The 14,685-nt window shown below is 64.5% G+C and carries 12 protein-coding genes; 4 read left to right on the top strand and 8 right to left on the bottom strand.

The genetic code is table 11. The annotated features are described in order from the left end of the window. A partial coding sequence (locus J0I79_RS31465; RefSeq protein ID WP_292868868.1) for a L,D-transpeptidase occupies positions 1-280 on the top strand: 280 nt, incomplete at its 5' end. A 55-nt stretch (positions 281-335) separates the two neighbouring features. Here the strand turns inward: J0I79_RS31465 and J0I79_RS31460 are convergent. Continuing rightward, a complete protein-coding gene (locus J0I79_RS31460) occupies positions 336-1,718 on the bottom strand; it encodes an esterase-like activity of phytase family protein (protein WP_292868865.1) in 1,383 nt (460 codons plus the stop codon). Between the two features lie 273 nt (positions 1,719-1,991). Here J0I79_RS31460 and J0I79_RS31455 point away from each other — a divergent pair, with 273 nt between their 5' ends. Further along, the gene (locus J0I79_RS31455) at positions 1,992-4,403 is read left to right on the top strand and encodes an FAD-dependent oxidoreductase (RefSeq protein WP_292868862.1); all 2,412 of its coding nucleotides are present in this window, start codon (positions 1,992-1,994) and stop codon (positions 4,401-4,403) included. Positions 4,404-4,474: 71 nt separating this feature from the next. On the opposite strand, the gene J0I79_RS31450 is transcribed toward J0I79_RS31455, so the two are convergent. From J0I79_RS31450 to J0I79_RS31425, 6 genes are all read right to left on the bottom strand, one after another. Then, positions 4,475-4,765, bottom strand: coding sequence for a hypothetical protein (locus J0I79_RS31450; RefSeq protein ID WP_292868859.1), 291 nt, complete (start codon positions 4,763-4,765; stop codon positions 4,475-4,477). Between the two features lie 122 nt (positions 4,766-4,887). Beyond that, the gene (locus tag J0I79_RS31445) at positions 4,888-6,207 is read right to left on the bottom strand and encodes a nitrate/sulfonate/bicarbonate ABC transporter ATP-binding protein (RefSeq protein WP_292868856.1); all 1,320 of its coding nucleotides are present in this window, start codon (positions 6,205-6,207) and stop codon (positions 4,888-4,890) included. Positions 6,208-6,230: 23 nt separating this feature from the next. Next, the gene (locus J0I79_RS31440) at positions 6,231-7,985 is read right to left on the bottom strand and encodes an ABC transporter permease subunit (protein ID WP_292868853.1); all 1,755 of its coding nucleotides are present in this window, start codon (positions 7,983-7,985) and stop codon (positions 6,231-6,233) included. 186 nt (positions 7,986-8,171) lie between these two features. Beyond that, on the bottom strand, positions 8,172-8,414 hold the full coding sequence (locus J0I79_RS31435; RefSeq protein WP_292868850.1) for a hypothetical protein: 243 nt from the start codon (positions 8,412-8,414) through the stop codon (positions 8,172-8,174). A 345-nt stretch (positions 8,415-8,759) separates the two neighbouring features. Next, the gene (locus tag J0I79_RS31430; protein WP_292868847.1) at positions 8,760-9,407 is read right to left on the bottom strand and encodes a response regulator transcription factor; all 648 of its coding nucleotides are present in this window, start codon (positions 9,405-9,407) and stop codon (positions 8,760-8,762) included. A 4-nt stretch (positions 9,408-9,411) separates the two neighbouring features. Next, entirely contained in the window at positions 9,412-10,485 is a 1,074-nt protein-coding gene (locus J0I79_RS31425; RefSeq protein WP_292868844.1) for an ATP-binding protein, read from the bottom strand. A gap of 149 nt (positions 10,486-10,634) precedes the next feature. On the opposite strand from J0I79_RS31425, the gene J0I79_RS31420 reads away from it, so the two are divergent. After that, entirely contained in the window at positions 10,635-10,949 is a 315-nt protein-coding gene (locus J0I79_RS31420) for a hypothetical protein (protein ID WP_292868841.1), read from the top strand. A 464-nt stretch (positions 10,950-11,413) separates the two neighbouring features. Next, positions 11,414-12,085, top strand: a complete 672-nt coding sequence (locus J0I79_RS31415) for an SEC-C metal-binding domain-containing protein (protein ID WP_292868838.1) — start codon at positions 11,414-11,416, stop codon at positions 12,083-12,085. 11 nt (positions 12,086-12,096) lie between these two features. On the opposite strand, the gene J0I79_RS31410 is transcribed toward J0I79_RS31415, so the two are convergent. Continuing rightward, the coding region (locus J0I79_RS31410) for a UvrD-helicase domain-containing protein (protein WP_292868835.1) at positions 12,097-14,685 on the bottom strand (2,589 nt) is incomplete at its 5' end.

The raw sequence follows: 14,685 nt of genomic DNA, 5'->3' as shown, positions 1-14,685 counted from the left end.
GCTCGGCGCCCGGGCGCTCTATTTGTTCCGCGACGGCAAGGACACGATGTACCGGCTGCACGGCACGCCGGAGTGGGATTCCATCGGCAAGAACGCTTCGTCCGGCTGCGTGCGCTTCATCAACCAGGACATCATCGACCTCTACAGCCGCGTCAACGGTGTGGCCCCCGTCTTCGTGCGCGCCAACCTGTCGGCGGCCGCCAAGAACAGCGCCGTGTCGAACAGGACGGCCGAGCCGATCGACGCCGGCGTGCCGAAAGACGCCGAGATGCTGAAGTAGCTGTCTCAAGAGCGATCAGGCGGACGCGCCAGGCGCGCCCGCCTGATCGATTTCGTTACTTCTTCAGGCCCGGCAGCGTCACCTGATAGACCAGGAACATGGTGTCGACATCAGCGCCGTCCTCGGCCTTGTAGGGCGCGCCAACCTGGAAGCCGTCCTGGGCAAGGAAGTCGTTGTCGTTGGCCACGAACAGGAAGTAGTCGTCCGGCAGCTTGGGATCGAGCACGCTCGCCAGCGACATCGCCTCCCACTTCTCGGACAGTTCGTTGTGGTCCTTCGGGCCGCCATTGTGCAGGCCGAAACGGCCGAGCTGGGCGGCATCGTTGATATCGATGAACGGGGTCGACTTGGCCGGCGTGACGGAGGGATCGAGCACGCCCTTGGGCGCTACCGGCTTGTCGGCGGCATCGAACGGGCCGTTGCCGCTGTCGCGCGCCAGCATCAGGAATTTGGTGTCCGACAGCGCCACGATCTCGCTCTGCGCGGCGACCTTGGTCTTGTCCTTGGCATCCTTGAACACCGGCAGCGGCACGACATATTCATGCGCGAGTTTGAGATGGGCGAGGTCCGAGGCATCATAGACCAGGGCGCGGGTGTTCTGGCGCGTCGAACCGGAATCGCCGCCATCCTGCCGCGTCGCCGACTGCAGCACCGCGATCAGGAACTTGCCGTCGGGCGTCATCGCCATGCCTTCGAGGCCTTGATTGTTCTGGCGGCCGGTCTCGGGATCCTTGGGATCGGGTTCGGCGGCGCCGGGACCGGGATTGTTGGACGCGAAATTCGGCTTGCCATGACGCATCGGCACAAGTGCGGCCGGCGGCTGCGTCGCCGACATCAGGCGGCCCTGCGCCGAGAAACGGTAGATGTTGGGGCCATATTCGTCGGAGATGAACATGGTGCCGTCCGGCAGCCGCACGATGGCTTCATTGTCGAGCGACAGATTGCCATTGTCGGCCTGCGGCAGGATCGGCATGTCGCCGCTTGCGGCGCGCACGCCGTTCAGCGGGTCGAGCCCGGTGGCATCGGCGCCCTTGTCGTCGGTCAGCAGGAAGGTATCGGCGAGCGTCGCCTTGACGCCGGTCTGCTCCTGGCCGGCCGCCGGAGTTGCCCCGGCCGCGAGCGGGGTGAACTCGATGGCGATGGTGTTGAGGCGCGGCCGGTAGTCGGTGGTGCCGACAACATTGTAGCCACGGTCCGGCAGCAGCCAGAGCGAACCCTTGTAGGTGCCGGCGTCATGCGTCCAGTTCGATGTGTCGATCGCCATGCCCGAGCCCGAGCCGAAGGTCTCGCCGAACTTGTCGCGCTGGGCGGCCGGAATGCGGCCGACGCCGACCAGGCCCTTGTTGATGTAGGCGACGCCTTCGGCCAATGCCGGGGTGAGGGTGGTGAACAGAGCGAGTGCGGCACCGAGCGCGACGGTCCGGTTCAGATGTTTCATGGATGTCCCCTTGTGACGATGTCGGCCAAAGCCCCGGAAGCGCCGTATCGAGGATACAGGCAGCCCTTTGCGCCGAGTGGTAGGGCGTCAACGTGATCGTTGCGTGACAGTTAGCGGAGGCATCCGATTTCGCCGTCGCGAAGTCTCGATCGCGCACATCAGAGGCCGATCCCCGATATGGCGCCAGATCACTGGACATCAGTGGACACTGCTCTCTGGACACTTATGTACAGTGCGTATATGGTGCTGCTCTGACAGACCGGGAGGGGAGCCTTGAAGTCGCACTACCGCGCAGTGGTTATTGGAGGTGGCGTGGTCGGCGCTTCGGTGCTCTACCATCTCACGCAGTTCGGCTGGTCCGATGTGGCGCTGATCGAACGCGCCGAGCTGACGGCAGGCTCGACCTGGCACGCGGCGGCCGGATTTCATGCGCTCAACGCCGATCCCAATGTGGCGGCGCTGCAGGACTACACCATCAACCTCTACCGCGAGATCGAGGCTGAATCCGGCCAGGATATCGGCCTGCACATGACCGGCGGCGTCAACATCGCCAGCGATCCACAGCGCTGGGAGTGGCTGAAATCGGCCTGGGCGGTGTTCCAGTCGGTCGGCATCGAAACGGCGCGGCTGGTAGGCCCGGAGGAGATCAAGGCGATCTGCCCGATCGTCGATGTCACTGGCGTGCTGGGCGGCCTGCACGATTCCAACGAAGGCCATCTCGACCCCTACGGCACGACGCATGCCTATGCGGGCGCCGCCAGGAAGCGGGGCGCCGATGTGATCCTGCGCAACCGCGTGGTCGAGCTGAAGTCTCGCCCCGACGGCCGGTGGGACGTCGTCACCGAGCAAGGCACGATCGTCGCGGAACATGTCGTCAATGCCGGCGGCTTGTGGGCCCAGCAGCTCGGCCGCATGGCCGGTGTCGACCTGCCGGTGACGCCGATGGAGCACCATTATTTCGTCACCGAGGACATTCCCGAGATCGCCGCGCTCGACCGGGAGATCGGCATCGCCGTCGATCTCGACGGCTTTTCCTATCTCAGGCAGGAACGGAAAGGCGTGCTGCTCGGCGTCTACGAGCAGAACCCGAAGCACTGGAACATGGACGGCGCGCCGTGGGATTACGGCATCGAGCTGATCCCGGAGGATATCGACCGCATCAGCCCCGAACTGGCCAAGGCGCATGAGCGCTTTCCCTGCCTGGCCAATGCCGGCATCCGCAAATGGGTCAACGGCGCCTTCACCTTCACCCCGGACGGCAACCCGATCGTCGGCCCGGTACGTGGCCTCAAGAATTACTGGGTCGCCTGCGGTGTCATGGCTGGCTTCAGCCAGGGCGGCGGGGTCGGGAAATCATTGGCCGAGTGGATGATCTACGGCGAGCCGCAGGCCGACATCTTCGGCATGGACATCGCCCGCTACGGCGCCTTTGCCGCCAACCGTGAATATCTCAGGCAGACGACGCGCCAGTTCTATTCCCGCCGTTTCGTCATGACCTTTCCAAATGAGCGGCTGCCGGCCGGCCGGCCTCTGAAACGCCCTGGCGCCTATGACGGCATGACCGCTGCCGGCTGCGAATGGACGGCCTCGTGGGGACTGGAGATCCCGGCCTATTTCGCGCCGATGGGTTTTCGCGAGAACACCACGCTCAAGCGCTCCAACGCCTTCGACATCGTTGGCGAGGAGGCATTGCAGGCGCGGCGCGCCGCCGGCCTCGTCGATATCTCGGCCTATTCCCGTTACGCCGTCTCCGGTCCTGGCGCCCAGGCGTGGCTCGACCGGCTGCTGGCCTGCAGGCTGCCGAAAGCCGGCCAGGCGCGGCTGGCGCCGATGCTGGGGCCGGACGGGCGGCTGAAGGGCGACCTGACCGTGATCAATTGGGGTGGCGGCGACACCTGGCTGATGGGCTCCTACTATCTCAGGGAATTCCACATGCGCTGGTTCGAGAGCCATGCAGGAGAGGGCGTCACCGTTACCGATCTTTCCGACGCGACGGGCGGCTTCCTTTTGACGGGGCCGAACGCGCGAAAGATCCTGGAACGCACCACGCATCAGGATGTCTCCGGGGCGGCGCTGCCGTTCATGGCTTGCGGCGCCTTCGACATCGGCATGGTGCGCGCGCGGGTCGCCCGCCTCTCCATCGCCGGCGAGCTTGGCTTCGAGATCAGTTGCCCGGTGAGCATGCATGCCACGCTGCGCGAAACGCTGCTGGCCGCCGGTGAGGATCTGGGCCTGGCCGAGATCGGCTATTACGCACTCAACGCGCTGAGGCTGGAGAAGAGCTTCGGCATCTGGTCGCGTGAGTTCACGCAGGGCTATACGCCGGGCCAGACCGGGCTCGACCGTTTCATTGCCTTCGACAAGGGCGACTTCGTGGGCCGCGAGGCGGCGCTGAAGGAGCGTGAGGCCAGCGCGGCGCGGCGGATCGTGACGCTGGAGATCGACGCCGTCGATGCCGACGCCAGCGGCTTCGAGCCAGTCTGGCATGATGGCCGCCGCGTCGGCTTCGTCACCTCCGGCGGATTTGGCTACACGATCGGCAAGAGCGTCGCGCTGGCGTTGGTGGACGACGATTTCACCGGCGAGGGAACGGCGCTTTCGGTGCACATTGTCGGCGTAGAGCGGCCGGCACGGATCATCGCCGCCTCGCCCTACGATCCCCAGGGCAAGGCGATGCGGCAATGAGGAACTGCCTGGCCGCCAAGTACTGTTCGCCCTTTAAGAGTTGATCGCGCGGGCATTGAAGGTCGTTCGCTTCAGCGGCGGTCGCGCCCGGCCGTTCCTTGCCGGCCGATGCTCCAGCGCATGAGCCGCAAGCCCATGCGGTCGAGGCGCGACGAGATCAAGAACACCTTGCGCAGACCCGGCATGCCGAGCGCGCCTGCACGGAAGGCGCTTGTTCCGGCAAGCAGGACGCGGTGGCCGAGACGCAGCGTCATGCCGGAGAGCTTCAGGAACAGCCATTCGCGCGCGACCCGCGCCGCGTGGGCGGTGGAATCGCGCCCCGACAGGAGAAGATCAAGGATGCGTGGTGGAAAGAGGGGCATGGCCGACCTCCGACTGCTGGCTGGTTTCGATGACGCCGGCCGCACCGGCGCGCTGGCGGGGCCGGTGATGGGGTGCCGGTCCCGCCTTCAAGTCCGTTCATTCAAGCGTTGCGCGGGGCGACCTATGTCGGGTTGTCGAGCGTGAAGAGGTCGCTCTCCTCGTCATAGGCAAAATACTCGGCGTAACGCGCCCAGCTGATCACGGCCCGCACGGTCTGGTCGGCATAGTCCTCCGACATGTGGTCCTCCAGCTCGTCGCGGAAGCGGCGTGCCGGCGCCTTGTGGTTGGCGCGCTCGTCGAGCACGCGGCGGATGTGGCCGGCCAGCGGCACATAGGTCGCGAGCTGCTGCGCGAACAATTGCTTGCGTGCGTCGACTTCGCTTTCGGCGAAGCGTTTTCCCGCCGGCGTCAGCTGGATGTCGCCCTCGGCGAGTTCGGCGAAGCGCAGCAATTGCAGGGTTTCGGCGATCGGGAACAGGTCGTCGATCTCGAGCTGCAGGCTGGCGGCCAGCGGCGGCAGGTCGGCGTGCCCGTTGTAGGGTGGGGCAGCCACTGCCTCGATCAGGCCGGACAGCAGGTTGGTCGAGACGCGCGGCAGGATCATGGCGATGCCGGAACCGGGGAAGACGCCGTCGCGGGCCGGGCTGCCCGGCTCCTTCCTGGCGGTCATGCGGGCATAGATGTCCTCGACCAGCGCCCGGAAGGCCGGGTCGAGCCGGTTGCGCGGCTGCGGCAGGTCGATCCTGAGTTCGGCGACGACCCGGCCGGGATTGGAGGAAAAGATCAGCACGCGGTCGCACATCAGCACCGCCTCCTCGATGTTGTGCGTCACCATCAGGATCGACTCGATCGGCATGCGGCCCTCCGACCAGAGGTCGAGCAGGTCGGTGCGCAGCGTCTCTGCCGTCAGCACGTCGAGCGCCGAGAACGGCTCGTCCATCAGCAGGACCTTGGGATGCACCACCAGCGCGCGGGCCAGCCCGACACGCTGACGCATGCCGCCAGACAATTCCTTCGGATAGGCGTTCTCGAAACCGTCGAGGCCGATCAGGTCGATCGCCGACAGAGCGCGCTTGCGGCGCTCAGCCGGCGAAACACCCTGGGCCTCGAGGCCGAGTTCGACATTCTGCAGAACGGTGAGCCAGGGAAACAGGGCAAAGCTCTGGAAGACCATCGAGATGCCGTCCGGCGTGCCGGTCACGGCCTTGCCCTCGAAGGTGATGGCGCCTTCGCTTGGCCGGATAAGCCCGGCGATCGAACGCAGCAGGGTGGATTTGCCGGAGCCGGAGCGTCCGAGCAGGCCGACGATCTCGCCGGAAGCGAGCGTCAGCCCGACCTGGTCGAGGACGATGAGTTTGCCGGCGCTTCCCTTGTCATAGGTCTGGCAGACGCCATGGACCTCGACGAGCGGCTTGTTCTTGGTGATGACAGCTTGGTTCATGATCATTCTCCTGGGGATGGATGTCAGTCGAGCCGCATGCGGCGTTCGGCGAAGACGTAGAGAGGGCGCCACAAGGTGCGGTTGAACAGCGTGACGAACAGCGACATCACGGCGATGCCGAGGATGACGCGTGGAAAGTCGCCGGCCTCCGTGGCCTTGGCGATATAGGAACCGAGCCCGAAAGCCTCGAGCTTGGTGTTGCCCCAACTGGCCAGTTCGGCGACGATCGAGGCGTTCCACGAGCCCCCCGAGGCGGTCAGCGCGCCGGTGACGTAATAGGGGAAAATCCCCGGCAGGATCACGCTGCGCCACCACGTCCAGGACTTCAGGCGGAAGACGGAGGCGGCCTCCTTGAGGTCCGACGGGAAGGCGCTGGCGCCGGCAATGACGTTGAACAGGATGTACCATTGCGTGCCCAGCACCATCAGCGGCGACAGCCAGATGCTCGGGTTGACGCCGGTGGCGACGATGGCGATGACGGCGAACGGAAACAGCACATTGGCGGGGAAGGCGGCGAGGAACTGCGCCAGTGGCTGGACCCGCTCGGCGACGGCCGGACGCAGGCCGATCCAGACACCGATCGGCACCCAGATCACGCTGGCCACCGCGATCAGGACGACCACGCGCAGCAAGGTGAGAAGACCGCCTTCGAAGGCTTCGACGACGTCGCTCCAGCCAAGTGTCTCGCGCAGATAGACGACGGTCTCGTAGACGCCCCAGATGGCGACGAGCACCACCAGCCCCAGCCAGGCGACGTCGATCGCCCGCGACAGCTGCCGCGATGCCGCCGATGTCGCCGGCAGCGTACGCTTGCTCAGGCGCAGCAGCATGGCGCGCTGCCACAGCCAGGCGAGCGGCAGGCCGATGGTCTGCAGCAGGCGGGCGCGGCGCAGGATGTCGTAGACCCAGGAGCGGGGCTTTTCCTGACCCGCCGTCTGTTCGAAACGGAACTTGTCGGCCCAGGCGACAACAGGCCGGAACAGCAACTGGTCGTAGAGCAGGATGAGGATCGCCATGGCCAGCACCGCCCAGGCCACCGCCTTGAAGTCCTGCTTGTCGATGGCCATCGCCAGCCAGGAACCGATGCCGGGAAGCTGCACCGTGGTGTTGCCGACCGTGATGGCCTCGGAGGCGACGACGAAGAACCAGCCGCCCGACATCGACATCATGGTGTTCCAGATCAGGCCCGGCGCCGCGAAGGGCGCCTCCAGGCGCCAGAACCGCTGCCAGGCGGACAGGCCGAAGCCACGGCTGACCTCGTCGAGGTCGCCCGGCACGGTGCGCAGCGACTGGTAGAAGGAGAACGCCATGTTCCAGGCCTGGCTGGTGAAGATGGCGAAGATCGCCGCGCACTCGGCGCCCAGCTGGCTGCCGGGAAACAGGCCCATGAAGAAGGTGACGGTGAAGGTCAGGAAGCCCAGCACCGGCACCGACTGCAGGATGTCGAGCGCGGGGATGATCACCATTTCGGCGCGGCGGCTCTTGGCTGCCAGCGTCGCCACGGTGAAGGTGAAGATCAGCGACACGACAATGGCCGCGAACATGCGCAGCGTGGTGCGCAGCGCATATTCGGGCAGATTGGCGAGATCAAGCGTGACCGGCGACGTGGTGAGCAGTTCGCTCGGCGCGCGCATGCCGGCGGCGCCATGCGCCAGAAGCACCAGCAGCGCCACCAGCATGGCGAAGGCGATGGTGTCGTAGATGTTGGGCGCGATGCGTCCGCGCGCGAGAGCCGCGGCCTCGCCCAGCGAATTGCGGTTGTGTGGCATGAAGATCATGGCGAGCCTCGGAATGATGCTTTGCTTGAATGGGGGAGGGCTCTCGCTGCCGCTCGTGCATGCGAGACCGCGAGAAAGGGGCCGGGGTGGTTTAGGGCATGCGCGAGGCCGCGGCCGCGAGGCGGCCGCGCCGGGCGTATTGGCGTTTTCATCGCTCGGAGGCTTGTTGCCGTGCCGGACGGGGCCTCAGGCGGCGAGCTGGTCGAAAGCCGCGGCACGACTGACGCCCTCTTCGGAGAGGGCGTTGCCGTCGCGCCGCCAGCGGCACACAAGCCCGCCTTCGGCATTGCGCCGCCAGGTGCAGACAAGGCGCACCGGTGGATGGGCTTTGCCCGCCGTGCTGACGGCGAGACGAATCCGGACCGTGGGCCGGACGGCAAGATCGCGCGAAACGAGGCGCGTGCGGAAGGGGATGACGTTGGTGTTCATGGCTCACCTCTTGCGGTCCGGCAGGGACGGCAAGGCGAGCCGAAGGCGGGTTATGCCCTGCCCAGGCCCGACCGGCGCCACGTGCCGGAAACCAAATCTGTTGACGGGGCCAGTGTCCGGACCGTGCCTTGGGCTTGATCCGGACAGCGACTGGGATAGCTGTCCATAACCTGTTTCGATCTCGAGTTGATGCTTCGGTCAGCCGAAGCCACGTCGCCTTACGCCCGCGGCCCGCGCGGTGTCAACGCGGGCGCCGGAATCTTAAGTATATGGTCCAATACCTAGGGATATCGCTGCCGGCCACGAGCCGGGCAACTAGCCGATAATGCCATGGAAAACAGTGGTTTAATGACCCCGCGCGGAAGACTCCGCCGCGAGCCTGTCGATCATTTTCACCAGTTCCGGCAGCGAGCCCGCCTGCATCTTGCGCATGGCGCGGGCCCGGCGGACCTTGACGGTTATCTCGCTGACGCCGAGGTCGCCGGCGATCTGCTTGTTGAGGCGCCCCAGCACTACCTGCGCGACGACATCGCGCTCGCCATCGCTCAGCGTCGCCAAGCGCGCGCGCAAGGCGTCCAGTTCGGCCATGTGGGCCCGCCTCGACCGGTCCTTATCCAGCGCGGCCGCGATGGCGTCGAGCAAATCCTGCTCGCGGAACGGCTTGGGCAGGAAGTCGATCGCGCCGGCCTTCATCGCCTGCACCGACATGGCGATGTCGCCATGGCCGGTCATGATGATGACCGGCAGGGGAGCTTGCGAGCCCGCCAATTCCTTCTGGAAATCCATGCCGCTTTTTCCGGGCAGGCGCACGTCCAGCACGAGGCAGGAGGGAATGTCAGGCCTTGGTGCGTCGAGGAACGCGGCGACCGAACCGAAGCAGCTTACGTCCAGCCCCACCGAACGCAGCAGGCTGTCGAGTGCTTCAAGGATGGCAGGGTCGTCGTCGATGACGAAAACGATCTGCCCTGAGTCGCTGCTTGCCAATCCGCTCATGGCCTCATTGACCTGATCCGCGCGCCTTTGTCCTGCCGGTCGGCAGCGAAAAGAAGAAACTGGCGCCGCGCGGCATTGCCGGCTCCGCCCAGATGCGTCCACCATGGCTCTCGACGATCGAGCGGCTGATGGCAAGCCCCATGCCCAACCCTTCGGGTTTGGTGGTGTAGAAGGCGTCGAAAATCCGGTCCGGCTGGACACTGTCCAGGCCACGGCCGGAATCGCTAACCGCAACGATGATCTCGCCGGGCTTGCCCGGACCAGTCGTGAGCGTCACGTCTCGCTCTTTGCCGCCAACCACCGCTTCAAACGCGTTGAGAGCGAGATTGAGGACGACCTGCTGTATCTGCACCGGATCGGCCTGGAGCAGGGGCAGATCGTCGTCGAGTTCGGTCCGCAAGGCGATATTGTTGCGGACGGCTTCGTGCTGGACGAGGGTCAACGTGTCGGCGACCACCTGGTTGACATCGAGCCAGATGGCCTTATTGGCGGCTCTCCTTGTCAGGCCGCGCAAGCGCTTGATCAGGTCGGTGGCGCGCTCAGCGTCCCTGACGATGCGCTGGGCGGCTTTGCCGGCCTCATCCGGATTGGCGGGCCTGGCCGCCAGCCAGCGCAGGGTGGCATTGCCGTTCAGCACGATCGCCGTCAGCGGCTGGTTGAGCTCATGGGCGATCGAGGCCATCAACTCGCCCAGCATCGTCACCCGCGTGATGTGGGCGAGCTGCGTCTGTGCCTCGCGGGCGGCGGCTTCGGCCGCGGCGGCGCGCAACGCCAGGTAGGTCGTCACCCCGATCGCCACCAGGCTTATGGCACAGTTGATCAGGCCCGAGGTGACCGAGCCGGTCCGCGTCAGGGCAAAGCTCAGCACGGTCAACGCCATGCAGCCGGCCGCCACCATCACCACGCGGCGCCGGCCGAGGTGCTGGACCGCGATCAGGACGATGGCGACATAGAGGACCGCGACGGCGATCTCGAAATTGGTGATGGTGTCGAGGACGAAGATCACCGCCGCCAGGACGACCAGCAGGACCGGCATGACGCGGGCGCCGAGGTGCGGCAGAAATGGTGTTCGGGGCATGCCGACCCTCATTGACGGTCCCGGTGCGAGGCTGGCGACAATATCGCGCCGATCTTTGATCGGGCAAGGCCGGGAACCGCCGGTCCCCCGGCGCATTTCTGGTGGTGCGCCAGCCACCACGGCCGGCCGTCAAAGGGAAGGATCACCCCATGGGTTTCGACCAGTACCACGAGCCGCCGGAAGAACTGTCGCAGAAGGTGCGGACCTTCGCCCGCATGATCACCTCGCTGATCGAGGAGGCGGAAGCGATCAGCTGGTACGAACAGCGCATGTCGGTGGAGAAGGACCCGCAGGCCAAGGCGATTATGAAGAACGCGCAAGCCGAGGAGTTCAAGCATTTCGGCATGGACCTTGAATTCCTGCTGCGCCAGAAGAAGGACTGGCGCGCGGAACTGAAGGAAATCCTGTTCACGACGGGCGATATCGTGAAGGCCGGAGAGCGGGGCGAGAAGAAGGTGGATTGAGGGCGATCAACTCAGTGGCCGCCTGAACCATTCTCCGCATACCGGTGAGGGCCTGTTACCGTCTTAGCCAAGGCGGGGAAATGTTGTCGGCGACCGTCAGGGAGGGTGTTACTGCCCGGGGTACGGGCGCCAGCAGTGGCATATTGTGGCGGACAAGGATGTGCGGCGCAATGTTTACTGGCCAAATCTGTGATAAAGCAACCGAGCAAGGTAGCTATCGCAGGGATTGAATGAGTTCCGCAAACAAATTCGGGTTGAGAAGGTCAGACCTGACCTCTGATCAGAAACGGACTATACGACAACAGGCTGGCTTCGGTTGCGTCGTATGTGGCAATGCGATTGGTGACTATGAGCATATAGCCCCTGAATTCTCTCAAGCGGCGGAGCACGACGTCGGGAAGATGACTTTCCTTTGTGTCCAGTGCCACGGGAAAGTCACACGCGGACAGTTTTCCAAGGAAAGCGTGTTAACATTCAAGGAAAATCCTACTCCTCTAAAAGAGGGATTTTCATTTGAAGCCTTCGACGTTGGTTCAACCTCGCCGAAAATCCATTTCGGTCCTATGTCTGCCGTAAACTGCAAGTGGGCAATCCGAGTAAATCAGAGGCCCGTATTCTGGATCAATGAACCTGAAGGGGTCGGTGGGCCGTTTAGATTAAATGCGGAGATGCGAAACGTCACGGGGAAGGTAATTTTCAGTATTATAGATAACGAGTGGAGAATTCGCACTGAGAATTGGGACGCTGAGGTCATTGGTCCTAGGATATCGATTAGAAATGGTCCACGACAGATCGCATTGGTATTAAGAACCGCCCCTCCAACTGATCTTTTTATTGAACATATGGATATGTCAGTTGAGGGGCATCGATTGCTTTGTGATGGGAAAAATTTTACCGTTACTACGGCATCAGGATACACCGTTCAGGCGCAAAATCTGAAATTCGATGGCTGCCAAGTGGCTGTGGAGATTGCAGATGAGGCTATCGCTTTTGGTTCCGGCGGCGGCAGCGTAAGTTTTTCAGGAACAACTGGGACTAGAGCATCACCTAGAATAATAGACCCTAAAATACAAAGAAACGTTCGCTGCCCATGTGGGAGCGGGAGAAGATATAAACACTGCTGCGGAGCGTTCTAACAGAACCCCGCTCACACCGCCGCAACAAACCCGTCCAGCACACGTTTCTGGCCGGCCTTGTCGAAGTCGATGGTCAGCTTGTTGCCTTCGATGGCCGCGATGTTGCCGTTGCCGAATTTCTGGTGGAAGACGCGATCGCCGACGTTGAAGGCCGACGGCTTGTCGGCGACGGATTTGGCGACGAGTTCGCCGTCTATGGTGCGGCCTTTCACGCTGGTGCGGCCGGCGCCGTAGCCAGAGTCGGTCTCGCCATAGCCGATGCGCTCGACCTGATGGCCCGAGCGCGTGCCCCAGTTGCGGTCGGTCGCCTCGGTGCGGTTGGCCTGTGCGCGCTGCCAGCCCGGGGTTGAATAGGTGTTGGAGAAGGAACCGGATTTTTCCGCGCCGACGCTGTCGAAGCGCGACGCGCCATAGGGGTTTTGCCGTCCTGCTCCCTGGCCGCCTCGGCCGGACGCGAAGGAACCGCCGCCATAGGGATTGCCGTAGCCGCCATAGGAGTTGCCGGCCTCAGCGATCTCGATATGGCTTTCCGGCAGTTCTTCCAGGAAGCGCGACGGGATCGTCGATTGCCACAGCCCGTGGATGAGGCGGTTGGAGACGAACCAGATGTGCAGGTTCTTCTTGGCCCGCGTCAGCCCGACATAGGCGAGGCGGCGCTCTTCCTCGAGGCCGGAGCGGCCACCTTCATCGAGCGCGCGCTGGTGGGGAAACAAGCCTTCCTCCCAGCCGGGCAGGAAGACGGTATCGAATTCCAGTCCCTTGGCCGAATGCAGCGTCATGATGGAGACGGCATCGAGACCGGCATTCTGCTCGGCGTCCATGACCAGCGCAACATGTTCGAGGAAGGACCGCAGCGATTCGTACTCCTCCATGGAACGGACCAGTTCCTTGAGGTTTTCGAGCCGGCCCGGCGCTTCGGCCGAGCGGTCGTTCTTCCACATGTCGGTGTAGCCGCTCTCCTCGAGAATGGTCTCGGCGAGTTCGGTGTGCGGCGTGTTTTCCAGCGCCTTCTGCCAGCGTTCGAAATTGGCCGCGACCTCGCGCAGCGCCGCGCGCGGCTTCGGCTTCAGCTCGTCGCTTTCGGCGAGTGTGGCGGCCGCTTCCAGCATCGGGATGCGCATCGCGCGCGCGGTATCGTGGATCTGGCGGATGGTGGCTTCGCCGAGCCCGCGCTTCGGGGTGTTGACGATGCGCTCGAAGGCGAGATCGTCGCCGCTGTTGGCGACGACGCGGAAGAAGGCCAGCGCGTCGCGGATTTCCATGCGCTCGTAGAAGCGCGGGCCGCCGATGACGCGATAGTTGAGACCGAGCGTGATGAAACGGTCTTCGAAGGCGCGCATCTGGAAGGACGCGCGAACCAGGATCGCCATGTCGTTGAGGTTGTGGCGGTTGCCCTGCCTGTCGGGGCGCTGATAGGCCTCGATGGTCTCGCCGATGGCGCGGGCTTCCTCCTCGGAATCCCAGGCGGCGTGGACATTGACCTTGCCGTCGTCGGGATCGTTGCGATCGGTGAACAGCGTCTTGCCGAAGCGGCCCTCATTGTGGGCGATGAGGTGTGAGGCCGCACCCAGTATATGCGCGGTGGAGCGGTAGTTGCGCTCCAGCCTGATGATGGTGGCGCCCGGGAAATCCTTGTCGAAGCGCAGGATATTGTCGACCTCGGCGCCGCGCCAGCCATAGATCGACTGGTCGTCGTCGCCGACGCAGCAGATGTTGACCTTGTTTTCGCTCACGGCCGCACGCGAGCTTCGCTCGCTGGCCTCCGCGAGGGCGGCCTGGCCGGCCGACGCCCGGTCGGGCTTGCGGCCTTCGGCCGATCGCAGATCGGCGGACGTCGGTGACGAGCGCCCGGAATCCGGCCGCTGCGCGAGCAGCCGCAGCCACATGTATTGCGCTGTGTTGGTGTCCTGGTACTCGTCGACGAGGATGTATTTGAAGCGCCGGTGATAGTCCTTCAGCACGTCCGGATTGGCGCGGAAGATGCGGATCGGATGGTAGAGCAAGTCGCCGAAGTCGCAGGCGTTCAGCGTCTGCAGCCGTTCCTGATAGGCCTTGTAGAGTTCGCGGCCCTTGCCGTTGGCGAAAGCGCGGGCGTCGCCCTCGGCGATGTCGGCCGGGCCCTGGCCCTTGTTCTTCCAGCCGTCGATCATCTGCGCGAACTGCTTGGCCGGCCAGCGCTTGTCGTCCAGGCCCTCGGCCTGGATCAGCTGCTTGATCAGCCGGATCACGTCATCGGTGTCGAGGATGGTGAAGTCGGACCGCAAACCGGCAAGCTCGGCATGACGGCGCAACAGCTTCACGCCGATCGAGTGGAAGGTGCCGAGCCAGGGCATGCCCTCGACATTGCCTTCGCCGATCAGGTGGCCGATGCGCTGTTTCATCTCGCGCGCGGCCTTGTTGGTGAAGGTCACGGCGAGGATCTGCGAGGGGAAGGCCCTGCCGGTGGCGAGGATGTGGGCGATGCGGGTGGTGAGCACGCGGGTCTTGCCGGTGCCGGCGCCGGCCAGCACCAGAACCGGGCCTTCCGTGGTTTCCACCGCCAGCCGCTGCTCGGGATTGAGCCCCCGCAGATAGTCGGGCGCATTGTTCTGGCCGCCGCG

This window comes from Mesorhizobium sp. (assembly GCF_017306585.1).
Taxonomy (GTDB): domain Bacteria; phylum Pseudomonadota; class Alphaproteobacteria; order Rhizobiales; family Rhizobiaceae; genus Mesorhizobium.
The sequence above is the reverse complement of the archived record's forward strand: the minus strand, read 5'-3'. Positions and strand labels throughout refer to the sequence as shown.

Excerpts from the sequence above, each read along its gene's own strand:
- J0I79_RS31460 (WP_292868865.1), bottom strand. The coding sequence starts at position 1,718 with ATGAAACATCTGAACCGGACCGTCGCGCTCGGTGCCGCACTCGCTCTG.
- J0I79_RS31450 (WP_292868859.1), bottom strand. The coding sequence starts at position 4,765 with ATGCCCCTCTTTCCACCACGCATCCTTGATCTTCTCCTGTCGGGGCGC.
- J0I79_RS31445 (WP_292868856.1), bottom strand. The coding sequence starts at position 6,207 with ATGAACCAAGCTGTCATCACCAAGAACAAGCCGCTCGTCGAGGTCCAT.
- J0I79_RS31440 (WP_292868853.1), bottom strand. The coding sequence starts at position 7,985 with ATGATCTTCATGCCACACAACCGCAATTCGCTGGGCGAGGCCGCGGCT.
- J0I79_RS31435 (WP_292868850.1), bottom strand. The coding sequence starts at position 8,414 with ATGAACACCAACGTCATCCCCTTCCGCACGCGCCTCGTTTCGCGCGAT.
- J0I79_RS31430 (WP_292868847.1), bottom strand. The coding sequence starts at position 9,407 with ATGAGCGGATTGGCAAGCAGCGACTCAGGGCAGATCGTTTTCGTCATC.
- J0I79_RS31425 (WP_292868844.1), bottom strand. The coding sequence starts at position 10,485 with ATGCCCCGAACACCATTTCTGCCGCACCTCGGCGCCCGCGTCATGCCG.
- J0I79_RS31420 (WP_292868841.1), top strand. The coding sequence starts at position 10,635 with ATGGGTTTCGACCAGTACCACGAGCCGCCGGAAGAACTGTCGCAGAAG.